The sequence below is a fragment of the Leucobacter ruminantium genome (assembly GCF_017565705.1).
Taxonomy (GTDB): domain Bacteria; phylum Actinomycetota; class Actinomycetes; order Actinomycetales; family Microbacteriaceae; genus Leucobacter; species Leucobacter ruminantium.
The window spans coordinates 1-21,873 of record NZ_JAGDYL010000005.1 but is presented as its reverse complement, the minus strand read 5'-3'; the positions used below and the strand labels follow the sequence as shown (position 1 = coordinate 21,873).

Here is a 21,873-nt window from a genome sequence, read left to right as displayed (position 1 = left end):
AGTTAGTGGGATCAGCCGAGAGAGGCGAGGTGGAGTGCCGCCTCGCGGTCGAAGGATGCGCGCTCGATCTCGCCGACGATGCGTCCTGAGCGGAGCACATAGGCGCGATCGCTGACCGCGAGCACCTCATCGGTGTCGGAACTGGTGACGACGACCCCTGCTCCGCCTTCGGCGAGTTCGAACACCTTGTCGTAGATCGCGGCCTTCGACCCGACATCGACGCCCCGGGTGGGGTCGTCGAGGAGGATCAGCCTCGGCTCGGTCGCCGCGTACCTGGCGAGCACCACCTTCTGCTGGTTGCCGCCGGAGAGCCGACCGACCGCACCGGTCGTATCGGCCGTCTTCACCTCGAATTCGGCGATCCACTTCTTGCAGAGCCGCGCGAGCTTCGTCTGTCGGATCCAGCCGAAGCGCGAGAAGAGCCCGTAGTTGCCGAACGCCATGTTGTCGCGAACGCTGCCCTCGAGCACGAGGCCGCTCTGTTTGCGGTCCTCGGTGACGTAGGCGATGCCCGCACCGCGCGCCGCGGCGATGCTGCCGGTCCTCACCGGCACGCCGTCGACCGTCACGCTGCCGCTGTCCGGCCGGTCGACGCCCGCGATCACGCGCATCAGCTCGGTCCGTCCGGCTCCGGCGAGGCCGATCAGTCCTACGACCTCACCGCTGCGCACGTGCAGGCGCGAATCCTTCACGCGCGGAGCGTTGAGTCCCTCGGCTCGCAGCACCTCCTCGCCGAGTTCGCGATCCCTGAAGGGATAGGCCCTCCCCAGATCGCGGGCGAGCATCGCGCGCACGAGCTGCTGCTCATCCCACTCCGAGGTGGGCCGTTGCTCGACCACGTGCCCGTCTCGGAGCACCAGGATGTCGTCGGCGATCTCGAAGAACTCGTCGAGGTGGTGGCTCACGTAGAGGATGCCGAGCCCGTCGGCCTTGAGGCCGGCGATGACCCGCATGAGGATCTCGACCTCGCTCTCGGGAAGCGACGATGTCGGCTCGTCGAACACGAGCACCTTCGCGTCGCGAGCGAGACAGCGCGCGATCTCGAGCAGCTGCCGCTCCGAGAGCGTGAGGCTCGATACCGGACGGCGAGGATCGATGTGCGCAAGCCCCACTCGCGCCATGGCCTTGCGGCTCACGTGCTCCGCACGCGAGCGGTGCACCACCCCGACGGTGCTCGGCATCGCGCCCAGCAGCAGGTTGTCCGCGACCGACATGTCGGGGATGTCGGTGAGCTCCTGATAGATGACGCTCACCCCGGCCCGGATGACCTCGCCGGGGTCGGCGGGAACGGGGCTCCCGCCGACCTCGACGACGCCCTCGTCGGGGCGAACGGCACCGGCCAGGCTCTTGATGAGCGTGGACTTTCCCGCGCCGTTCTCCCCCGCGAGCGCCAGCACCCTTCCGGCATGGATCTCCAGGCTGACATCGGTCAGCGCACGGACGCCGGGGTAGTGCTTGCTCACGCCGATCAAGCGCGCGAGCGGCTGCTCAGTCAATTTCGTCCGCCCAGATACCGTACTCCTGCACCTCGGGGCTCTCGAGGTTGTCCCTCGTCAGCAGCATCGACGGCCATTCGACGTTCTTCTCGACCTCTTCGCCCTTCGCGAGCTTCACGATGAGGCGCACGGCCTCCTCCGACATCGTGATCGGCTGCTGGCTGATCTCGGCGTCCTGGATGCCGGCGCGGATGTTCTCGATCGCAGGTTTCGGGCCGTCGATGCCGATCACGTAGATGTGGCCGTCCTCGCCGACCGGCACGAAGCGACCCGCCGATTCGATCGCGCGGCTCACGCCGACCGCTTCGGCGCCGTTCGCCGCGAAGACCGCGTCGATCTCGGGCTGCGCCTGCAGGATGTCGTTCATGACCTCGTTCGACACCGCGGTGTCCCAGCCGCCGTCTGCGGTGGCGACGATGTCGACGTCTGGGTACTGCTCCATCACCTCGAGGAAGCCCTTGTCTCGATCGGTCGCCGCCGGCGAGCCCGCGAGGCCCTGGATGTTGACGACCTTGCCCTTCGGCTCGCCGTTCTTCTCCTCCAGGAAGGCGACGATCTCCTCGGCCGCCATCTTGCCTGCTTCGACGTGATTCTGGCTGATGGTGAAGGTGACGTCGGTGCCGATGGAATCGGCGAGCGCGATCACCGGGATGCCCGCGGCATCCGCCGCCTTGACCGCGGGGATGATCGCCTTGCCGTCGGCGGGGTTGATCGCGATGTAGTCGACGCCCTGCGTGATGAGATTCTCGACGTCGGTGACCTGCTGGTTGGGGTCGCCGTTGGCGTTCGTCGAGATGAGCGTGGCCCCGGTCTCCTCGGCGCCGCGTTCGAGGCCTTCGAGGATGCCCGCGAAGAACGGGTTCGAAACCGTGTAGCCCGAGTAGCCGATGGTGATATCGCTGCCGTCGGTAGCCGCATCTCCCCCGCCGCCGTCAGACGAGCACGCAGCCATGCTCACCATCGCACCCGCGGCGGCGAGCGCGACCGCCGCCTTCAGAAGCTTTGTAGCCATCCGATGTTCTCCTGTCTCTTCGTTGAGTGGACTGGCGACTGAAGTCCGTCGCCCGTCGCCTGTCGACAGATTAGGGATCCTTCGGTAGGTTGTCAATGTACAAACGCGCTGCTCGGCCGGCCCGAGTCGCGACTTCCCCCGGAAATCAACGGTTTCAGCAAGCAGGTAACAAAATGAGCACGTTAGACGCGGCGAGCGCACTGCAGCGCGGCCCCTCCCTCGCGGAACAGGCGTACGCCGCGATCCAGGAACTCATCATCTCGGGGGTGTTCACCCCCCAGACCGTGCTGAGCGAGAACGATCTCGCCCGTCGCCTCTCGATCAGCCGTTCCCCGCTCCGCGAAGCCATCCGCCGTCTGCAGGACGAGGGCATGCTCAACGAATCCGGCCCGCGCGGCTTCTCGGTGCCGCCGATCACCACCGAGTTCGTCGCCCACCTCTACCAGGTGCGCCGCGCGCTCGAGGGCGAAGCCGCGTTCCTCGCCCGAAACATCCCGCGCGACGAGATCGCCCGAGTGCGTCGCGCCATGGAGTCCATCGAGGCCGATATCGCAGAGGGACGCTCCCACTCCTTCGCCCACGGCGACGCGGAACTCCACAGCCTCTACATCGACCGCTGCGGCAATCCGATGCTGCTGCACCTGATCGGCCGGCTCCAGGGCCCCCTCGCACGGGTGCGCGTCTTCGCGAATCCGCTGCACGCGCACCTGCGCGCTTCGATCCGAGAGCATCTCGCGGTGCTCGACGCCATGGAGGCCGAGGATCCGGCAGCACTGCAGCGAGCGGTCGTGCGGCACATCGACGGCATCTCGGAGCGCCTGCTCCAGCACATCGAGTCGGGCGGCGGCGAGAACGGCGGCGGCGATGGCGACGGCTGAACCGCGCCTGCTGGGAGCCGGCGTCATCGGGCTCGGCTGGATGGGCGGGCTGCACGCCCGCTGCTATCGCCGTCTCCCGGAGGCCTACTCGGATCTCGACGCCGAGTTCGAGCTCATCGCAGCGGCCAGCAGATCGGAGTCTCTGCGAGGGATCGCCGAGCGCCGCTGGGGCTTCGCCCGTACCACGGGAGACGGTCTCTCGGTCATCGCCGACGAGCGCGTCGACGTCGTCTCGATCTGCACGCCGAACTCCGAGCACGCCGAGCTCGCGGTGGCCGCCTCCGACGCGGGCAAGGCCATCTGGATCGAGAAGCCCGTGGGCCGCACCCTCGCCGAGGTGCTGCGCGTGCGCGACGCCGTGCGGCGCAACGGCACCCCGCTCGCCGTGGGTCACAACTATCGCTCATCACCGGCGGTGCGCGAGCTGCGCAGGCGCATCGCCGACGGCCGCATCGGCACGGTGGAGCACGTCCGCGGGCACTACGACGCCGGTTTCGCCGCCGACCCCGAAGCGCCGCTGACCTGGCGCTTCTCCGAGGAGCGGGCCGGCGGCGGAGCGTCCAGCGACATCCTGAGCCACCTCCTCGACCTCGCCCAGTACCTCAACGGCCCGATCCGCGAGGTCGTCGGCAGGCTGCGCACGGTGCATCCGACGCGTCCCCTGCCCGCGGGGGACGGCGGGCACTTCGGCGGTGAGGGACTCGATCGCAGGGGGCCCGTCGACAACGACGACCTCGCGGTGACGCTCACCGCCTTCGCCGACGGCTCACTCGGCACCTTCGACGCGAGCCGGGTCTCGCGGTCCGGGGAGAACGCGCTCGTGATCGAGGTCCACGGCAGTCTCGGCTACGCCGCCTGGAACTCGGAGCAGCCGAACGAGTTCCTCTGGCGAGACCGCTCGATGACCGCCGTCGCGAAGCAGTACGTCGACGCGGCGATGCCGGAGTACGGCCGCTTCCTGCCGGGCCCCGGGCTCGGCCTCGGATTCGACGACGTGAAGCTCATCGAGCTCGGCGAGCTGGTGCGACTGATCCGCGGCGAGCCGTCCGAGGCCGCGACGATCGATGACGCCGTGCGCGTCGCCGCGGTGGAGGACGCGCTGAAGCGCTCCGCGAGCACCGGTCGCTGGGTCGAGGTGCCCGGGGCGGTCTGATCTCACCTGCGCCGCGCCCTCGTCTCGTCCGGGCGCGCACCCGCGGCACGACCGGATCCCTCACCGCGGCGCGACCCGATCCCTCACCGCCGCGCCGGCCGCCGATCCCTCCGCGCCTGCTCGGCGAGCATCGCATTGTAGGCCTCGAGCTCGGCGTCGCCGGAACGGTCGGCCGCACGGTCCTTGCGCTTCTGCTCCTTCGCGTCGCTGCGCGCCCACTGCACCGCCACCACGAGCGCGAGCGCGAGCGTCGGCAGCTCTCCGATGCCCCACGCGATACCGCCGCCCGTGCTCTGATCCTCGAGCGGAGTCGCGCCCCAGGTGCGTCCCATCGCCCCGTACCAGTCGGCGAGCATCAGGCCATCGCCCGTCATGAGCGTGACGCCGAAGAACGCGTGCGAGGCCATCGTCGCGAACAGCGTGACGAGCCGCAGCGGGTACGGGAAGCGATAGGGCACGGGGTCGACCCCCACCATCGACAGGTTGAAGAGATAGCCGGCGATGAGGAAGTGGATGATCATCCACTGGTGCCCCAGGTGCTCCGAGGCGGCCCAGCGCGCGATGGGGGTGAAGTAGAAGACCCACAGGGAGCCGGCGAACACGACGGCGGCCACCGCCGGGTGCGTGATCACCTTCGAGTACGGTGTCTGCACCATCCACAGGATCCACTCGCGGCCGCCCCACGAGCCGTCGCCGCGCTTCTCGGTCGCCCGAAGCGCGAGCGTGATCGGGGCGCCGAGCACGAGCACGAGCGGGATCAGCATCGTCAGCATCATGTGCCCGAGCATGTGCACGCTGAAGAGGTACTGCTCGTAGGCGTTGAGCGCGCCGTTCGTGGTGTAGAACAGCATGAGCATGCCGAGCACCCAGGCGACGGTGCGGCCGATGGGCCAGCGGTCGCCGCGCCGGGCGAGGCGGATGGCGCCCGCGACGTAGAGGGCGATGCCGAAGACGCACACGAGCGTCCAGGCGAGATCGAATTTCCACACGGTGAGGTAGCTGCCGACCGTGAGCTCGGGCGGCAGCGGGTCGCCCGTGAGCCACTCGGCCGGGCTGGTTCCCTCGCCCTGATCCCGCAGTGGTTCGAAGGAGACGGGCGTGGCCGTACGGCCGAGTGCTCCGGCGGTGCCGCTCGCGATGCCCATGACGGCGAGCTCAGCGAGCACGAACCACAGGAAGGCGCGCTCCGTCGAGGCGGCGATGCGCGGGATGAGCCTGGTGCGCTGCACCGCGCCGAAGACTCCGAGCACCACGAGGGCCGCGGTCTTGATGAGCACGAGGCGACCGTATCCGGTGCCGAAGAGAGCGTCGAGGGATCCCACGCGCAGCCACGCGCTCACCACGCCCGAGGCTGCGACGCCGATGAACGCGAACAGCGCGAGCGTCGAGTAGCGCGCGGTGACGACCGCGAGGCGGCGCCCGTCGACGACGCGGGCGATGAAGACGAGTGTCAGCAGGCCGCCGAGCCAGACGGCGGCGCCGACGAGGTGCACGAGCAGCGAGTTGACGGCCTGCGCATGACCGGAGGCGCCGGCTGCGTGACCCTGCTGGGCGAGCGGCAGCGCGGTCAGCAGGGCGGCGACGAGCACGAGCAGCGTGGACCTGCGGCCGCGGATCGCGAACGCGAGCACCGTGGTCACGGCGGCGAGCAGCAGCTCGATCAGCCAGAGCTGCCCGAGCTCGATCTCGGTGACGAACTGCGCGAGACCGGCGCCGAACGCCTCGTCCGCGGAGAACGCGAGGCCGGAGACGTCGACGTAGGTGAGGATCAGCGTCGCCGCGCTCGCGACGGTGAGCACCGCGGACGAGGCCGCGGCGAGATCGAGGGCGACGCGCGTCTCAGCGGGGGTCTCCCCCGAGGCGCGGCTCGCGGCTGCTGCCGGCCGGCCGTGGTGCGACACACCGGGGTCGACGTTCGCGAGCGCCCACACGGCGAGCACCACCGCGCCGATGAGCCCGGCCATCGACACGTTGACGAGCGTGCGGGCGACGGGCATGCCGTAGCGCACCACGGCGCCGGGGTCGAGCAGCGCACGCTCCGCGGCTCCGCCGCCGATGCCGAGGCCGACGAGCAGCGCCGCGAGGGTCGCTGCGAGCAGTACGGCGGGGGCGAGTACGCGCAGGGATCGGGGCACCCCAACAGCCTACGCGCTCGGACCTGATCCCTCGCCCGGCGGCGCCGCGCTGTTTCAGAGTCCCAACCCGCTGATTGAGCGAGCGGAAAGCCCGCCGCGCGGCAGGATCCTTCGCCCGGAGACGAGAGAACCCCGACCGGAGAGTTCCGGCCGGGGTTCTGCACGAAGCGGAATTACTTCACGGCAGCCTTGAGCTTCGAGCCGACCGAGACCTTCACGCGCTTGCCCGCGGGGATCTCGATGGTCTCGCCGGTGCGCGGGTTGCGGCCCGTGCGAGCAGCGGTGGTGGCGGTCTCGAAGGAGATCCAGCCGGGGATCGAGACCTTCTCGCCCGAGGCGACGGTCTCGGAGACGGCGGCGAACAGACCGTCGATCACGTTCGAAACCGCGGCCTGGCTCTGGCCGGTCTCAGCGGCGATCTTCGCGACGAGCTCAGTCTTGTTGAGTGCCATGTTGTTTCCTTCCAGGGCGATGACTGTTGCAGCCGGGCCCCTGATCTGGTGCAGGTACCCCTCCGGGTGGAGGGTCCGATCGGTTGATCGCGTACGAATCTACCCTAATTCGGCATGATTCTGCGGATTTCTCACCTCGGTTTCCAAAAATTCGGTGAGGGATCGCTGGGAATCCGTCTGCGGAGCGCCCGCCGGGAGCCCGTGCGCGCTGCGCGCCGATCCCTCGCCTCCCCTCCCGGAGGTCGGAAACGCGAAAGCGGGCCGGACCCCGAGGGATCCGGCCCGCCTGCGTGCGGAAGCGACTGTTACCAGGACGACTTCGTGATGCCGGGCAGCTCGCCGCGGTGCGCCATGTCGCGGAAGCGGACGCGCGAGACGCCGTACTTCGACAGGACGCCGCGGGGACGGCCGTCGATGACGTCGCGCGAGCGCACGCGCACCGGCGATGCGTTGCGGGGCAGCTTCTGCAGGCCCACGCGAGCGGCCTCGCGGCTCTCGTCGGTGCCGTTGGGATCGATGAGATCCTTCTTGAGCTGCGCGCGCTTCTCGGCGTAGCGCTCGACGATGGCCTGACGCTGCTTGTTCTTCGCAATCATGCTCTTCTTCGCCATGATCAGCGCTCCTCTCGGAAGTCGACGTGCTTGCGGACCACCGGGTCGTACTTCTTGAGCACGAGGCGGTCGGGGGTGTTGCGGCGGTTCTTACGCGTGACGTAAGTGAAGCCGGTGCCCGCGGTCGAGCGGAGCTTGATGATCGGACGTACGTCCTTGTCCTTCGCCATTAGAACTTCACCCCACGCTTCTTCAGGTCGGCGACCACTGCCTCGATGCCGCGGGCATCGATGACCTTGATGCCCTTGGCCGACAGGGTGAGGGTCACCTTGCGGCCGAGCGAGGGCACGAAGTAGGTCTTCTTCTGGATGTTCGGATCGAACCGGCGCTTGGTGCGACGGTGCGAGTGCGAGATGTTGTGACCGAAGCCGGGAACGGCACCGGTCACCTGGCACACTGCTGCCATGATGTTTCCTCTCATACCGTGAGGCCGGACGGCCCCACCCAAGATTCCTTGTCTGCAGGAGCCCCGGCCTGACGAGTCATTCCGGTTCTCGAGCCGAGCGGCTCCCGCGGTCTGCGCACTGGGACGGTGCACAGCCAAAGATCGAGCTTACGCGAGATCCCTCTACCGCGCAAGCCGGGCGTGTCGCGTGCGGCGAGGGATCCTGCCGCGCGGGATCGGGCGAGGGATCCTAGGCCTCTGCCCGGTCGCCGGCCGAACCCTCCGCCGCGCCCGCGGCCGCCGCGGCCCCGTCGCCGCTCGGCTCCTCGCCGCCCTCGTGCGCATCGCCCGTCCCGATGCGTCCGCGCGTGAGGCGGTTGATGACCATCGCGATCGCCCCGTCCCCCGTCACGTTCGTCGCGGTGCCGAAGCTGTCGAGCGCGATGTAGGCCGCGAACATGAGCCCCACCTCGACCTCGCCGAAGCCGAGCATCTGCACGAGCAGACCGGCCGCAGCCGCGATCGCGCCTCCGGGCACGCCGGGAGCCGCGATCATCATGACGCCGAGCATGAGGATGAAGGGGAAGTAGGCGCCGAACGACACGTCTCCGCCGGTCAGCAGCAGTACCGCGATCGAGAAGCACGTGATCTTCACCATCGAACCCGAGAGGTGGATCGTCGCGCACAGCGGCACGACGAAGCCCGCGACCGAGTCGGAGACCCCGTTCCTCTTGGTCGACACGAGGGTGACCGGGATGGTCGCGGCGGAGGACGAGGTGCCGAGCGCCGTGAAGTAGGCGTCGCGCATGTTCCACAGCGCGCGCAGCGGGTTGACGCCCGACATCGCCCCCGCGAGCGTGTACTGCAGCAGCAGCACGACGAGCGTCAGCGCGAAGGAGACGACCACCACGAGCAGGAACTTCGTGACGACGACCACGGCCGACCCGCTCGCGGAGAGGTCCATGAAGATGCCGAAGATGAACAGCGGCAGCGCCGGCACCAGGATGCGGCGGATCATCGACTCGATGATGGTGCGGAACTCGATCGCGCCGCGCAGCAGCACGGTGCTGCGGAACGCGGTGAGGCCGATGCCGACCACGAAGGCGAGCACGAGCGCGCTCATCACGCTGATCACCGGCTCGAGCACGATCTCGGTCGCCGAGTCGCCCGGTGTCGCGGTCACGGAGAAGTAGGGGGCGAAGCCCGATCCCGATCCCTCGCCGAGCTCGCTCAGGCCGGCACCCGTGAGCGAGGCGGTGAACAGCCATCGGCTCGCGACGTAGGCGAGCAGGCCCGCCAGCAGCGTCGAGCCGTAGGCGATCGCCGCGGTGACCCCGAGCCACTTCCCAGCGCCCTTGCCGAGCTCGGCGATCGCCGGCGTCACGAGACCCACGATGATGAGCGGCACCGCGAAGCCCAGGAACCCCGAGAAGATCGAGTTGTAGGTGAGGAACGCGCTGCCGAGCCACTGCGGCATGATCGGCCCGGTGAGGATGCCGAGCGCGATGGCGAGGATGATCCAGCCGAGCAGGGGCACGGAGCGGAGCAGTTTCATGGGGAGTCCTTCGGTGTCTGGGTGAGGGATCCTGCCGACCCCGCCCGTTATGCAGAAGAAGCCCCCGTGACACTGTCACGGGGGCTTCGGAGCGGAGGATGGGGGATTTGAACCCCCGAGGGCGTTAACCCAACACGCGTTCCAGGCGTGCGCCATAGGCCGCTAGGCGAATCCTCCTCACCCGCCGCGAACGGCGAGCGGGCTCCAGTCTAGCGGGAACGCGCTCCCCCGTCACATCGGGGCGCGAGGCGCCCGCTGCTCGCCCGCTCAGAGCCGTGCCGACCGGCGGAACACCCGCACCGCAGGCACCTCCGAAGTTGCCTCATCTCGAACAAAAGTTGCCCGAGGGCTTGAAAGTAACGGAACGGTAACGCATACTGGTTCAGGCGCGGGCGTCGAACCCCGCGCTTCTTCTTGAAACGAACCCCCGGAGATCCACGCGTGCGACCCACTTCAAAGGCCTTCATCGTAGGGCTGGTGTCATCGATCACCTTCGCCCTCGGAGCGGCCCCCGCAGTCGCAGCGGAACCCATCGAAGACTTCTCGGCACCGGCCGCGGTCGTCCCCTCCGCCGAGGTGGCGCAGACCCTCGACACGACGCTCAGCGCCGAGGAGATCGCGGGCGGGTCCATCGACTCCGTGCTCACGATGGCCGAGGCGGCCACGATCCCCCACCACTTCGACGTCGCGGCCTCGATCGCGCTCGCCGAGAGCGAGGTCGGCACGAGCCGCCCCACCGGCTGGAGCGCTCCGGGCGAGTGCATCATGTCGGCCCAGCGCTGGATCCGCGCGGGCGGCGGCGCGTGGGGCGGGGGCGGCAACCCCGTCAGCAACTACGACGGCGCGACCCGGCTGACCATCGCCGACGCGCAGCCCGGCGACATCGTGCAGTACGAGAACATCGAGTCGCCCACCTCGTGGGTCACCGGCGTGCACACGCTCATGATCGTCGGAGTGAACGGCGACGGCACGTTCACCATCATCGAATCCAACAACCCCGGCGGCTCGGGCCTCGTCAGCAAGGACGAGCACTGGACGCCGAAGCCCCCGGCCGGCTTCCAGGCCGTCGTCTGGCGGTTCTGAGCCCTGCGCGGCTTTCGATACTTCGACTCGTCGCTCAGCACGGCGCTCGCTTCGCTCGCTCAACCGGCAGTGTGGGCTCGCTCGCTCAACCGGCGTTAGGGATCCTCGCGCGCTCGTAGAGCTCGACCAGCCGCGCGGCCTGCGTCGACTGCAGAAAGCGCTGCGCCGCCGCGTCCGGCACGCGCAGCCCCTCCCGTCCGGCCGCCGAGAGCTCGCCCACCGCGCGGCGCAGGGTCTGCGCGAGTGCCGAGACGCTCGCGTCGGCGACCCGCCACTCGGGCGTCACCGCCACGTCGTCGGCGATCTCGGGGTCGCAGAATATCGTGGGCGTGCCGAGGGCGGCCGCCTCGAAGGGGGTGAGCCCCTGCGTCTCGAAGCCGATCGACGTCTGCACGAGCGCGTCGGCGTCGCGCATCGCCGCGAGGGCGTCGCGGTAGGGCACCGGCCCGGGCACGGCGACGCGGTCGGCGAGCCCGAGTTCGGCGATGCGCGCCTCGACGCGCGGCAGCAGCAGGCCTGCGCCGTGCAGGGCGACGTCGGCGTCGATCCCCGACTCCGCGATCGCATCGATGAACTCGAGCACCCGCTTCTCCTGGCTCATGCGGCCGAGCCACACGAGTCTGGGTCGCACGCGCGGCGTGCGCGGCCGCGCGCGCACCTCGGCGATCGCCTCGTCGTCGACGCCGTTCGGGGTGACGAGCACCTCGCGGGCGACGCCGTGGCGCATGAGCTCGTCGGCGAAGTGCGCGGAGGGCGCGGTGACGAGTGCGGCCTCGCTCGCGAGCTCGGCGAGGTAGCGCCAGGCGCCCCGCGATGAGCGGTCCACGGCGCCGCGGGGCCGGCCGAGGGCGAGGGATCGCCACAGCCGCAGCCCCTGGAACGCGAGGGGTGCGAGCGGCGTGACGGCTCGGGTCCCCTCGTCGACGTGGTTGTGCATCGTGTGCACGACGGGCACGCGCAGGCCGCGCGCCGCGCGGAGCCCGATCATCGCGCCCCAGAAGTCCCCCTGCAGGTGCACCAGGTCCACGCGAGGCAGGCGCGCGAGCGCCGCCGCGAGCGCGCGATCGGTGCGCGCTCCGGGAAGCGAGATGCCGTACTCGCGATCCCTCGTGAGCGCATGGGAGGGAAGGTCGATGTAGGCCTCGCGGTCGGCGCGCGCCGTCGTGTAGCCCGGGCGGTGCAGGGCCGGAGCCGCGACGGTGACGCGGTGACCGAGGCGCTCGAGGAATCGGCGCTGCAGGCGGATCGCCACCTGCACACCGCCGAGCGACTCGGCGTGCTGGTCGGTGACGACGAGGATGTGCATCAGGCCTCCGGGCGCTCTCCGCGGTAGAGCGCGTCGAAGGTGTCGAGAGTGCGGTCGATGTCGTGCGCCTGCACGGCCTCGAGCGATGCGCGCTGCATGCGCTCGTAGTCGGCGTCGGACAGGGCGAGCACGCGGCTGATGCGGTCGGCGAGTTCGCGATCGTTGCCCGGTTGGAAGAGGTACCCGTTCTCGCCCTCGTCCACGAGGTGCGGCAGGGCCATCGCGTTGGCGGCGACGATGGGCAGGCCCGAGGCCATCGCCTCCATCGTCGCGATCGACTGCAGCTCGGCGATCGAGGCGATCACGAAGACGCTCGCGGCCGTCAGGTGGCCGCGCAGCTGCTCGTCGCTGACGCGTCCGGTGAAGGTGACGCGGTTCGCGACTCCGAGGTCCGCGGCGAGCTTCTCGAGGTTCTTGCGCTGATCCCCGTCGCCCACGATGGTGAAACGCACGTCGAGGGCGGGGTCGAGGCGCGGCAGCGCGCGCAGGATGACGTCGATCTCCTTCTCGAGCGTCACGCGACCGACGAAGACGAGCTCGTTGCGGGTGCGGGGCGTGAGGTCGGCCGTGTAGTCGGAGGCGCGGAGGCCGCAGCTCACGGGGAGCACCCCGCGGCGGTCGGTGTTGCGCTCCAGGAAGTCGGCGGCGCGGCGGGTGGGCGTGGTGATCGCGGAGGCCCGGCGCAGCACCCGATCGGCGTCTCTCCAGCCCCAGCGCACGAACAGGCGCTTGGCCCGCTCGGGGAGCAGGGTGAAGTCGAGCACGTTCTCGGGCATCACGTGGTTGGTGGCGATGATGCGGATGCCGCGCTTCGCGCCCTCCTTCGCGAGGGCGCGGCCGACGACGATGTGCGACTGGATATGGATCACATCCGGTCGCAGCTGGTCGAGCAGGCGGCGGGCGTAGGAGCGGGCGCGCCAGGGAAGCACGAAGCGCAGCCAGTCGTGCGGGTACCAGCGCCAGCTGGTCCAGCGGTGCACGGTCATGCGCTCGCCCTCGATGGTCTCGGCGAAGGCCCCGGTGCGGTTCACACGCTTCGACGGGGCCACGACGTGCACGTCGTCGCCGCGGCGCACGAATCCGGCCGCGAGGCGTTCGGCGAATCGGGCGGCTCCGTTGACGTCGGGCGAGAAGGTGTCGCATCCGATGAGGATGCGGAGGGTCTGGGATCGATCGCTGGTGCTCACGTGCTGCGGGAGTCCTATCGGTCGTGGGAGGGCGGCCGGCGGGCCTGCGCCCTCAAGTCTAGGCAGGCGTTCCCCGGAATCCGCCGTGACGGCACGGGGAGCGCGGCCGCGGCACGGTCGCGGGTTCGGAAGAGAAACAGACCGAAAACGCCCAGTGCGCAAACATCCTGGTGCCGAGAGCATGGGTCGAGCACGCTAGTGCTGTGCCGAAAATCCACTCCGAGGCCGCCCTCAAGATCGGGCGACGCGTCCGCTCCGTGCGGCAGCGGCTCGGCATCTCGCTCGAGGATCTCGGTGAGCTCTCCGAGATCAGCTGGACGAGCATCGGCAAGATCGAGCGGGGAGCGTCGAGCCCCACCGCCGAGACGCTCGTGCGCATCGCGACGGCGCTCGAGGTCGATCCCGGCTCATTCCTCGCCGGCCTCACCTCCGACGACTACGGTCGGCGGGCGCACCGGTTCTCGGCTCGCGACCTCATCCGCGGCCGCGAGCAGCACGCCGAGGAGCAGCGCGGCGCCTGACGTGGAGGGCGCCCCCGCTCATTCGGCGAGGGATCCGGCGTCAGCGTCGCACGGCCGAGAGCACCGTGAAGGTGCGGTCGCGTGCGAGCTCGCGAACCGGGCCGACGGCGCGTTCGACGAGCGGCCGGTAGCGCAGGTGAGAGTTGAACACGATGCGCAGCTCTCCACCGTCTGCGAGCGCGCGGCGGCACGCGCGGATCAGCCGGTGCGCGATCCCCGCGTGCACCGTGGATCCGGTGTGGAAGGGCGGGTTGAGCAGGATCAGCTCGGACCAGCCGTCGGGCACCGCCTCGAGGGCGTCGGCGCGGTGCACCTCGACTCGGTCGGCGACCCCCGCCGCTTCGGCGGTGAGCCGCGTCGCCGAGACCGCGGCCGAGGACTGGTCGGTCGCGACGATGCGTGCCTCCGGCCAGCGGAGCGCCGCAGAGACCGCGAGGGATCCGTTGCCGCAGCCGAGGTCCACGGCCCTTCGCGGGGCCGAAGCGGGCGGATCCTCGGCCAGGGTGCGCAGCAGCAGCCGACTGCCGTGGTCGAGCACGGCTCCGCCGAAGGTGGCTCCGTGGGCGGCGACCCGGAACGGGAGCTCACGGTCGGCGCCCCAACGAGGCCAGAGCGAGGGATCCCTCGTCGCCCGCGGCGAGGCGGCCGTGAGCACGCGCGCCTTGCGTCTGCCGAGCCCGGCCGACACCTCTGCGAAGGAGCGGCCGAGCACCTCGTTCTGCGCCGGGGTCATGTGCTTGACCCTGCCGCCTGCGAAGAGCCGCGCACCGGGGTCGGCCCAGCGCGCCACCGCCTGCGCGATCTCGTCGAGCGCGTCGAGGCCGCGCGGCAGCTGCAGCAGCACGACGCGGGCGCCATCGAGCAGGCGCTCGTCCAGCTCGTGAGACGCGTAGGCGTCCGCGAGCCCCAGGCGCTCCGCGTTCGCGAGCAGAGCCCGTTCCCCGAGCAGCGGATCCTGGTGGGTGCGAATCCCGGTCGCACCGAGCACGGCCGCGGCGCCCAGGGTGAGCGCCCCGTGGCGGTCGCCGATCACGACGACCTCGCCGGAGCCGGCTGCGCGCACGGCATCGGCCGCCGTCGCGAGGATCAGCTCGTCGGCCGAGTCGTGGGCCTGCAGTTCCGGCGCGTCGAAGTCGGGCTCCCGCGAGAGCCGCGCGAACACCCGCCTCAACGCGTCATCGAGCAGTCGATCCGTCATCGACTTGACGCGATCTGCCGATATCGGGCCGCATGACGTCGGAAAGCGTCAAGTCGATGCCACGGCGCGAGCCGACGACTCACGGCTTCCACACCACGACCTCGGCGTTGCGCCGCATCCGGGTGCCGCGACGCAGCGTCACGACCTCCCCGCCCGCCGCACCCGCGGCGAAGACGCGGCGATCCGGGCGCTGCATGCGCTCCTCGGTGAGGGCGCGCTCGAGATCCCTCACCTGCCCCTCCAGCTCGCGCACGCGATCCTCGAGCTGCAGCACCCGCCTGATGCCCTCGAGGCTCAGTCCCTCCGCCGAGAGCCTCGCGACCTCGCGCAGCTGCGCGACGTCGTGCAGCGAGTACCGACGCGTGTTGCCCCGCGTGCGCTGCGGCGATACGAGCCCGATGCGGTCGTACTGCCGCAGCGTCTGCGGATGCATCTCGGCGAGCTCGGCGGCCGCCGCGATCGCGAACACCGGCGTGTACCGGTTCATCTGCGGATTCTCCATCGAGCTCACCTCTCCTCGCTAGCTCTTGGCCCGCGACAGCAGGTCGGCCCTGGGGTTCTCCTGCGGTTCGACAGCGCGGAACGCCTCGAGCGCCTCGCGCGCCTCGTCCGAGAGGTGCGACGGGACGACCACCTGCACCTCTGCCAGCAGATCGCCGGTGCCCTTCGAGCTCTTCACACCGCGGCCCTTGACCCGCAGCACCCGCCCGCTCGGGGTGCCCGGCTGCACCTTCAGCTTCACCGTCGGGCCGCCCAGCGTGGGCACCTCGACGGTCGCGCCGAGCGCGGCCTCCGAGAAGGTCACCGGCAGCTTAAGCCTGAGGTTCTGCCCCTCCCGCTCGAAGACCGGATGCTTGCGCACGCTCACCGTGAGGATGATGTCGCCCGCCGGGCCGCCGTTCGGGCTCGGTTCGCCCTTGCCGCGCACCTTGATCTTCTGACCGTCCGCGACGCCTGCCGGGATCTTCACCTTGACCTGCCCGCTCGGAGCCTGCAGCGTGACGGTCTTGCCGTTCACCGCCGTCTCGAAGTCGAGGGTGGTCGAAGCCTGGATATCGCGCCCCGGCTGAGGGCCGCGAGGGGCGCCGTAGCCGGCGCCCCCGCCGCCGAACATGCTGAAGATGTCCTCGAAGTTCTGACCGCCGGCCGAGCCCCCCTGCTGGAAGTGGTACTGGCCGCCGCGGCCGCCCCCGAACATGCCCCCGAAGATGTCCTCGAAGCCCTGCCCGCCTCCGCCGCCGGCTGTGAAGCGGGCGCCGCCGGCGCCCATGGCGCGGATCTGGTCGTACTCGGCGCGCTGCTCCTTGTCGGAGAGCACCGCATAGGCCTCGCTGATCTCCTTGAACTTGGCCTCGGCTGCGGCATCACCCGGGTTGGAGTCGGGGTGGTACTTGCGGGCGAGCTTGCGGTACGTCTTCTTGATGTCGGCGTCGCTCGCGTCCTTCGCGACGCCGAGGATCTGGTAGAAGTCCTTCTCGAGCCAATCCTGACTAGCCATCTGCCCCCACCGCCACCGCTACCTTGGCGGGGCGCAGTTCGACATCGCCGATGCGGTACCCCCGCTCGATCACGTCGAGCACGGTGTGCTCCTCGGTCCCGGGCACCGGAACCTGCGCGATGGCCTCGTGCAGCTGCGGGTCGAAGGGCTCCCCCTTCTCGCCGAAGCTCTCGACGCCGAGGCGCTCGACCGTGCCGCGCAGCTTCTGCGCGATCGTGGCGAACGCCGATCCCTCGGTCAGATCGCCGTGCTGCTCGGCACGGTCGAGATCGTCGAGCACCGAGAGCAGCGGAGTGACCGCCGACGCGACCGCGCGCTGCTTCTCGAGCGCGGCGTTCGCCTCGGTGCGCTTGCGATAATTCGCGTACTCGGCGGTCAGGCGGCGCAGATCCTCGAGGTAGGGGTTCTCCTCCCCCGCGGCCCGGGCCGTATCGGCCTCCGCGGCCTCCGCGCTCTGCTCGGAGCCCAGGATGTCATCGACCGTCAGGTCGGCGTCGGGCCCCTCGGATCCCTCGCGGCCCTCCGATCCCTCGCCGCTCTCGGCAGCCCGCCCGGCATCGCCGCGCGACTCCCCGGCAACCGGGCCCTCCTGCGGCACGGGGCCGGAGACATTCGCCTCCGACCCCTCCGCAGGAACCTCGCCGTTCGGGTCCTCGCCCGGTGCGCGCTGTTCCTCGTTCGACATCGTTACTTCTTCTCCTCGTCGTCCTCGACGACCTCGGCATCCACCACGTCGTCGTCGTTCGAGTCGGAGGCCTCGGCCGAGTCGGCCTCCGGTGCCTCGGCCTGCGCGGCCGCGTAGATGGCCTCGCCCAGCTTCGTCTGGCTCTGGCCGAGCTTCTCGGCGGCGCTCTTCACCGCGTCGTCGTCATCGCCGGCGAGCGCCTGCTTGAGCGCGTCGAGGTCGCCCTGCACCTCCGTCTTGACGTCCTCGGGCAGCTTGTCCTCGTTCTCCGAGATGAGCTTCTCCGTCGAGTAGGCGAGCTGCTCGGCGTTGTTGCGCTGCTCCGCCGACTCGCGGCGCTTCTTGTCCTCCGCAGCGTGCTCCTCGGCCTCGCGCACCATGCGGTCGATGTCCTCCTTGGAGAGGGTCGAGCCGCCGGAGATCGTGATCGTCTGCTCCTTGCCGGTGCCCTTGTCCTTCGCGGAAACCTGCACGATGCCGTTGGCGTCGATATCGAAGGTCACCTCGATCTGCGGGATGCCGCGGGGAGCCGGCGCGATGCCGGTGAGCTCGAAGGTGCCGAGGTTCTTGTTGTCGCGGGTGAACTCGCGCTCGCCCTGGAAGACCTGGATCGCAACCGAGGGCTGGTTGTCCTCGGCCGTGGTGAAGGTCTCCGAGCGCTTGGTCGGGATCGCGGTGTTGCGCTCGATCAGCTTCGTCATGATGCCGCCCTTGGTCTCGATGCCGAGGCTCAGGGGGGTGACGTCGATCAGCAGCACGTCCTTGCGCTCGCCCTTCAGCACGCCGGCCTGCAGGGCGGCGCCCACGGCGACGACCTCATCGGGGTTGACGCCCTTGTTGGGCTCCTTGCCGCCGGTGAGCTTCTTGACGAGCTCGGTGACGGCGGGCATGCGGGTCGAGCCGCCGACGAGCACGACGTGGGCGATGTCGGAGACCTTGACGCCGGCCTCCTTGATGACATCCTCGAAGGGCTTGCGGGTGCGCTCGAGCAGGTCCTTGGTCAGCTCCTCGAACTTGGCGCGGGTGAGCGTCTCGTCGAGGTTGGCCGGGCCGTTCTCGGTGAGCGAGAGGTAGGGCAGCTGGATCTGGGTGCTCATCGAGTTCGAGAGCTCCTTCTTCGCCTGCTCCGCGGCCTCCTTGAGGCGCTGCAGCGCGATCTTGTCCTTGGAGACGTCGACACCGGTCGAGTTCTTGAACTGCGTGATGAGCCAGTCGACGATGCGCTGATCCCAGTCATCGCCGCCGAGGCGGTTGTCGCCCGAGGTGGCGCGCACCTGGATCGTGGAGAAGTCGTCGTCCTTGCCCACCTCGAGGAGGGAGACGTCGAAGGTGCCGCCGCCGAGGTCGAAGACGAGGATGAGCTCGTCCTCCTTGCCCTTGTCGAGGCCGTAGGCGAGCGCGGCGGCGGTGGGCTCGTTGATGATGCGGAGCACGTTGAGGCCCGCGATCTCGCCCGCCTCCTTGGTGGCCTGGCGCTCGGCGTCGTTGAAGTACGCGGGAACGGTGATGACCGCGTCGGTCACCTTGTCGCCGAGGTAGGTCTCGGCGTCGCGCTTCAGCTTCATGAGGATGCGGGCGCTGATCTCCTGCGGGGTGTAGCGCTTGCCGTCGACCTCGTCGGTCTTCCAGTCGGTGCCCATGTGGCGCTTGACAGAGGCGATGGTGCGGTCGACGTTGGTGACGGCCTGGCGCTTCGCGGTCTCGCCGACGAGCACCTCCCCGTCCTTCGTGAACGCCGCGATCGAGGGGGTCGTGCGGAGGCCCTCCGCGTTCGCGATGACGGTCGGCTCGCCGCCCTCGAGAACGGCGACGACCGAGTTGGTGGTGCCGAGGTCGATGCCTACTGCACGTGACATGTGTACTCCTTCTGTTGCTGAATGCTGCTTGTCTTTCGAGCCCCGTGTCTTCGCCGGCCGCGCGAGCGCTCCCGTCGAGAATCGGACCCCGTGGTCCCGGGCCCGAGACCGCGCCGGAACCCCGAGCGACCTTGAGCCTTATGCACTCAAGTTTAGTTCGGCGAGGGATCCAGTCAAGTCGTGGCCCTCAAACTTGAGTCGAATACACTCAACTCTCAGCTTCGCGGGAATCCCTCGCCGCGTGTACCGGTCGCGGTTCAGGAGGGGGATCGCAGCCCAGGCGCACGATTTCGCCGATTTTCGCCCTTCTGAGCTGCGATCACCCTCCTGAGGTGCGCCTCTCGCCGGCCGTGATCCCTCCGCGGCTCAACGATCGAGCAGCCGGAGGGTGCGCAGGGCGAGGAACAACTCGGTCTGGTCGCCGAGATCGCGCAGGCTGCGGCCGGTGAGTTCCTCGACCTTCTGCATGCGGTACACGAGAGTCTGCTTGTGGATCCCGAGCGCAGCCGCGGCGTCGCGCCAGGAGCGGTTCGCCGCGAAGTAGGCGGAGAGCGAGGCCACGAGTCCGGCGCCTCGCTCGCGGTCGTAGGCGAGAACCCGACCGAGCACGCGCTCGACGACCGCCTCCCCCTCCGCGACCGTCCTCGGCATGAAGAGACCGGCCTGATCCCCGTAGTCGGCGCTGCCTCCGCCGTTCGCCCGAGCGGCGTCGAGCGCCCAACGCGCCTCGCGGGCAGCGTCCGATGTGCGCGAGGGCAGCCGGAAGGGATCGCCGCATGAACCCCGTACATTTTGTCCGAACCGTAATCGAGACGTTATCGACGCGTCGTCATCGGCCGCTGATGAGGTCCGCGAGGCGGGCGGCCAGGTGGGTGCGCGGCGCGTCGCTGCGGTACTCCTGCCTGTCGGCGAAGCGGTAGACCGCGTAGAGGGACCGCGCCGCGATCCACCGCAGCGGCTCGGGCTCCCAGTTGCGCGAGGTGCGCCCGACCCACGGCATCCGCGTCAGTTCGCTGCGCTCGCCGAGGATGAGGTCGCGCAGCGTGCGGCCCGCCACGTTGGTCGCCGTCACGCCGTGCCCCACGTATCCTCCCGCATAGGCGAGGCCCGTCGCCCGGTCGTACCCCACCCCCGCGCACCAATCGCGCGGCACGCCGAGCACACCGGACCAGCTGCTCTCCAACCGCACCCCCGCGAGCGAGGGGAAGAGCTCGACGAGCCGCGCGCCGAGCTGCCCGACGGCGAAATCGGCGGTGCGCCCCTGCCGGTCGAAGCCGTTGGCGAAGTTGTAGGGGATCCCTCGCCCGCCGATCGCGATGCGGTTGTCGGCCGTGTGCTGGATGTAGGCGAAGCTGTGCGCCACGTCGCCCATGAGCTCGGCGCCGTGCCAGCCGATCTCGTCCATCTGCGCGTCGCTGAGACGCTCGGTCACGACCATGCTGCTGTTCATCGGGAGGTAGCGGCGAGCCTGGCCCGCGAGCGAGCAGGTGTAGCCCTCGAGCGCCTGCACCACGTGCTCGGCGCGCACCGTTCCGCGGTTCGTGCGTACGAGGCGCGGCTCGATCTGCGTGGCCGTGGTTCCCTCGTAGATGCGCACCCCGAGCCGCTCGACCGCCGCTGCGAGCCCGAAGGTGAACTCGGCGGGGTTGATGCGCGCGCAGTGCGGGGTCCAGTAGCCCCCGCGCGCGTCGGCGACACGCACGCGGCGGTCCAGCTCGGTCGGGGAGAGCACCTCGAAGTCGTCGGGGCCCCAGCCGTGCTCGGGAAGCGCCGCGATCTGGGCGCGCAGACGGGCGAGCTGCGCGCTGTTCGTCGCCACCTGGATCATCCCGTCGCGCACCACGTGCTCGCCGAACCCCTCGCGCTGCGCGACGGCGACGCCCTCGCGCACGGCGGCGAACATCTCGCGCTCCATCGCGCGGGCGGCGTCGCGCCCCGCTGCGCGCGCGTACCGCCTGAACTGCCCGGGAGCCTTCGCGCTCATCCAGCCGCCGTTGCGGCCGGAGGCGCCGAAGCCGGCGAACTCCCGCTCGATGATCGCGATGTCGAGTTCGGGCTTCGTCTGTTTGAGGTAGTAGGCCGTCCAGAGCCCGGTGAGGCCGCCGCCTACGATCGCGACGTCCGCCTCGATGGGGCCGGGCAGACCCGGGCGCTGCACCGGTCGGCCCTCGCCTCGGACCCAGTGAGAGACCCGGCCGTTGACGAAACCGGGGGCGAGATCGGCTGTGGAATGCAAGCTGGCTCCTCCGCTCCGCCCCCTCCCTCGGGGGCTCGTGGGTCGAGCCTACGAGCCCGGCGGACCGGTGGCGATCATTCGATCGTATGAGTTCCAGATGATCTTCATACTCGAGCACGAATGGCGACGCCGCGCTCCCAGGCCCGCATCGCGATCCAGAGGGCGGCGATATCCTCGCTGCGGGCGAGGGTTCGGCCCGTCGCCGCCTCGATGCCCTTCAGCCGATAGGCGAGCGTCTGGCGGTGGATGCCGAGTGCCCCCGCGGTCTCGGCCCAGCGGCGGTCGTGACGCAGATAGGCGAAGAGCGTCTCGCGCAGCTCCACAGTCCGGCGCTCCCCGCCCGAGAGCCCGCCGAGCACCTCTTCCACGATCCGCTCGGCCTCGGCGCCGCTGCGCGCCAGGATCCCTATCGGAACCGCCTCGAACTCGGCCCAGCCGCCGCGCAACGGGGCCTCGCCGAACGCGCCGACCGCCTCGGCCACCGCCCCGCGGGACTAGCTGTACCCGGTCAGGACGTTGGTTCCAGTCGGCTGATCGGTGGGAAGCCTCTCAGGGCTGAGTGGCAGCGTCCAGTGTTGTAGAACTCGAGCCAGGGTGCAAGCGCCCTCGTGCGTTCCGTGTTCGTG

The 21,873-nt window shown here is 70.0% G+C and carries 22 protein-coding genes, 1 tRNA gene and 1 pseudogene; 4 read left to right on the top strand and 20 right to left on the bottom strand.

Annotated elements, in window-relative coordinates:
- Positions 1–11: 11 nt before the first annotated feature.
- On the bottom strand, positions 12–1,496 hold the full coding sequence (locus J4H91_RS03485; protein WP_208044874.1) for a sugar ABC transporter ATP-binding protein: 1,485 nt from the start codon (positions 1,494–1,496) through the stop codon (positions 12–14).
- Positions 1,489–2,508 (bottom strand): sugar ABC transporter substrate-binding protein, encoded by a 1,020-nt coding sequence (locus tag J4H91_RS03480; protein WP_208044873.1) that lies wholly within the window; start codon positions 2,506–2,508, stop codon positions 1,489–1,491. Before J4H91_RS03480 ends, J4H91_RS03485 begins: the two co-directional genes overlap by 8 nt.
- Before the next feature lie 173 nt (positions 2,509–2,681).
- On the opposite strand from J4H91_RS03480, the gene J4H91_RS03475 reads away from it, so the two are divergent.
- Positions 2,682–3,386 carry a GntR family transcriptional regulator gene (locus J4H91_RS03475; protein ID WP_208044872.1) on the top strand — a complete coding sequence of 235 codons (705 nt, stop codon included), beginning with the start codon at positions 2,682–2,684 and terminating at the stop codon, positions 3,384–3,386.
- Positions 3,373–4,539, top strand: coding sequence for a Gfo/Idh/MocA family protein (locus J4H91_RS03470; protein WP_208044871.1), 1,167 nt, complete (start codon positions 3,373–3,375; stop codon positions 4,537–4,539). The genes J4H91_RS03475 and J4H91_RS03470 overlap by 14 nt, the downstream gene beginning before the upstream one ends.
- An 83-nt stretch (positions 4,540–4,622) precedes the next feature.
- Here the strand turns inward: J4H91_RS03470 and J4H91_RS03465 are convergent, their stop codons facing one another.
- From J4H91_RS03465 to J4H91_RS03435, 7 genes are all read right to left on the bottom strand, one after another.
- On the bottom strand, positions 4,623–6,674 hold the full coding sequence (locus tag J4H91_RS03465; protein WP_208044870.1) for a cytochrome c oxidase assembly protein: 2,052 nt from the start codon (positions 6,672–6,674) through the stop codon (positions 4,623–4,625).
- A 173-nt stretch (positions 6,675–6,847) separates the two neighbouring features.
- Positions 6,848–7,126, bottom strand: a complete 279-nt coding sequence (locus tag J4H91_RS03460; RefSeq protein WP_208044869.1) for an HU family DNA-binding protein — start codon at positions 7,124–7,126, stop codon at positions 6,848–6,850.
- A gap of 305 nt (positions 7,127–7,431) precedes the next feature.
- Positions 7,432–7,737, bottom strand: coding sequence for a 30S ribosomal protein S14 (gene rpsN / locus J4H91_RS03455; RefSeq protein ID WP_208044868.1), 306 nt, complete (start codon positions 7,735–7,737; stop codon positions 7,432–7,434).
- Between the two features lie 2 nt (positions 7,738–7,739).
- The gene (rpmG, locus tag J4H91_RS03450; RefSeq protein WP_208044867.1) at positions 7,740–7,907 is read right to left on the bottom strand and encodes a 50S ribosomal protein L33; all 168 of its coding nucleotides are present in this window, start codon (positions 7,905–7,907) and stop codon (positions 7,740–7,742) included.
- Positions 7,907–8,143, bottom strand: coding sequence for a 50S ribosomal protein L28 (gene rpmB, locus J4H91_RS03445; protein ID WP_119282661.1), 237 nt, complete (start codon positions 8,141–8,143; stop codon positions 7,907–7,909). The genes rpmG and rpmB overlap by 1 nt, the downstream gene beginning before the upstream one ends.
- 229 nt (positions 8,144–8,372) lie before the next feature.
- On the bottom strand, positions 8,373–9,677 hold the full coding sequence (locus tag J4H91_RS03440; protein ID WP_208044866.1) for a dicarboxylate/amino acid:cation symporter: 1,305 nt from the start codon (positions 9,675–9,677) through the stop codon (positions 8,373–8,375).
- 92 nt (positions 9,678–9,769) lie between these two features.
- A tRNA-Ser gene (locus J4H91_RS03435) sits at positions 9,770–9,854 on the bottom strand.
- A gap of 300 nt (positions 9,855–10,154) precedes the next feature.
- Between J4H91_RS03435 and J4H91_RS03430 the strand changes: the two genes are divergently transcribed.
- Positions 10,155–10,760, top strand: a complete 606-nt coding sequence (locus J4H91_RS03430) for a CHAP domain-containing protein (protein WP_341783409.1) — start codon at positions 10,155–10,157, stop codon at positions 10,758–10,760.
- A gap of 85 nt (positions 10,761–10,845) precedes the next feature.
- Here the strand turns inward: J4H91_RS03430 and J4H91_RS03425 are convergent, their stop codons facing one another.
- Together J4H91_RS03425 and J4H91_RS03420 are read right to left on the bottom strand one after the other, a co-directional pair.
- On the bottom strand, positions 10,846–12,066 hold the full coding sequence (locus tag J4H91_RS03425; protein ID WP_208044864.1) for a glycosyltransferase: 1,221 nt from the start codon (positions 12,064–12,066) through the stop codon (positions 10,846–10,848).
- Positions 12,066–13,253, bottom strand: coding sequence for a glycosyltransferase (locus J4H91_RS03420; protein WP_208044863.1), 1,188 nt, complete (start codon positions 13,251–13,253; stop codon positions 12,066–12,068). Before J4H91_RS03420 ends, J4H91_RS03425 begins: the two co-directional genes overlap by 1 nt.
- 203 nt (positions 13,254–13,456) lie before the next feature.
- On the opposite strand from J4H91_RS03420, the gene J4H91_RS03415 reads away from it, so the two are divergent.
- Positions 13,457–13,774, top strand: coding sequence for a helix-turn-helix domain-containing protein (locus J4H91_RS03415; protein WP_208044862.1), 318 nt, complete (start codon positions 13,457–13,459; stop codon positions 13,772–13,774).
- 40 nt (positions 13,775–13,814) lie between these two features.
- Here the strand turns inward: J4H91_RS03415 and J4H91_RS03410 are convergent, their stop codons facing one another.
- From J4H91_RS03410 to J4H91_RS03370, 9 genes and pseudogenes are all read right to left on the bottom strand, one after another.
- Positions 13,815–14,972, bottom strand: coding sequence for a class I SAM-dependent methyltransferase (locus tag J4H91_RS03410; RefSeq protein WP_208044861.1), 1,158 nt, complete (start codon positions 14,970–14,972; stop codon positions 13,815–13,817).
- A gap of 79 nt (positions 14,973–15,051) precedes the next feature.
- Entirely contained in the window at positions 15,052–15,459 is a 408-nt protein-coding gene (locus tag J4H91_RS03405; RefSeq protein WP_208044860.1) for a heat shock protein transcriptional repressor HspR, read from the bottom strand.
- Positions 15,460–15,492: 33 nt separating this feature from the next.
- Positions 15,493–16,470, bottom strand: coding sequence for a DnaJ C-terminal domain-containing protein (locus J4H91_RS03400; protein ID WP_208044859.1), 978 nt, complete (start codon positions 16,468–16,470; stop codon positions 15,493–15,495).
- The gene (locus J4H91_RS03395) at positions 16,463–17,155 is read right to left on the bottom strand and encodes a nucleotide exchange factor GrpE (protein WP_208044858.1); all 693 of its coding nucleotides are present in this window, start codon (positions 17,153–17,155) and stop codon (positions 16,463–16,465) included. Before J4H91_RS03395 ends, J4H91_RS03400 begins: the two co-directional genes overlap by 8 nt.
- Before the next feature lie 2 nt (positions 17,156–17,157).
- Positions 17,158–19,011: a molecular chaperone DnaK gene (gene dnaK / locus J4H91_RS03390; protein ID WP_208044857.1), complete on the bottom strand. Its 1,854-nt coding sequence runs from the start codon at positions 19,009–19,011 to the stop codon at positions 17,158–17,160.
- A gap of 366 nt (positions 19,012–19,377) precedes the next feature.
- Entirely contained in the window at positions 19,378–19,662 is a 285-nt protein-coding gene (locus J4H91_RS03385) for a PucR family transcriptional regulator (protein ID WP_208044856.1), read from the bottom strand.
- 178 nt (positions 19,663–19,840) lie between these two features.
- Positions 19,841–21,247 carry an NAD(P)/FAD-dependent oxidoreductase gene (locus J4H91_RS03380; RefSeq protein WP_208044855.1) on the bottom strand — a complete coding sequence of 469 codons (1,407 nt, stop codon included), beginning with the start codon at positions 21,245–21,247 and terminating at the stop codon, positions 19,841–19,843.
- A gap of 104 nt (positions 21,248–21,351) precedes the next feature.
- Complete coding sequence (locus J4H91_RS03375; protein ID WP_208044854.1) at positions 21,352–21,729, bottom strand: helix-turn-helix domain-containing protein; 378 nt, start codon at positions 21,727–21,729, stop codon at positions 21,352–21,354.
- A gap of 26 nt (positions 21,730–21,755) precedes the next feature.
- Positions 21,756–21,873 (bottom strand): annotated as a pseudogene (locus J4H91_RS03370) (IS481 family transposase); the annotation flags it as partial.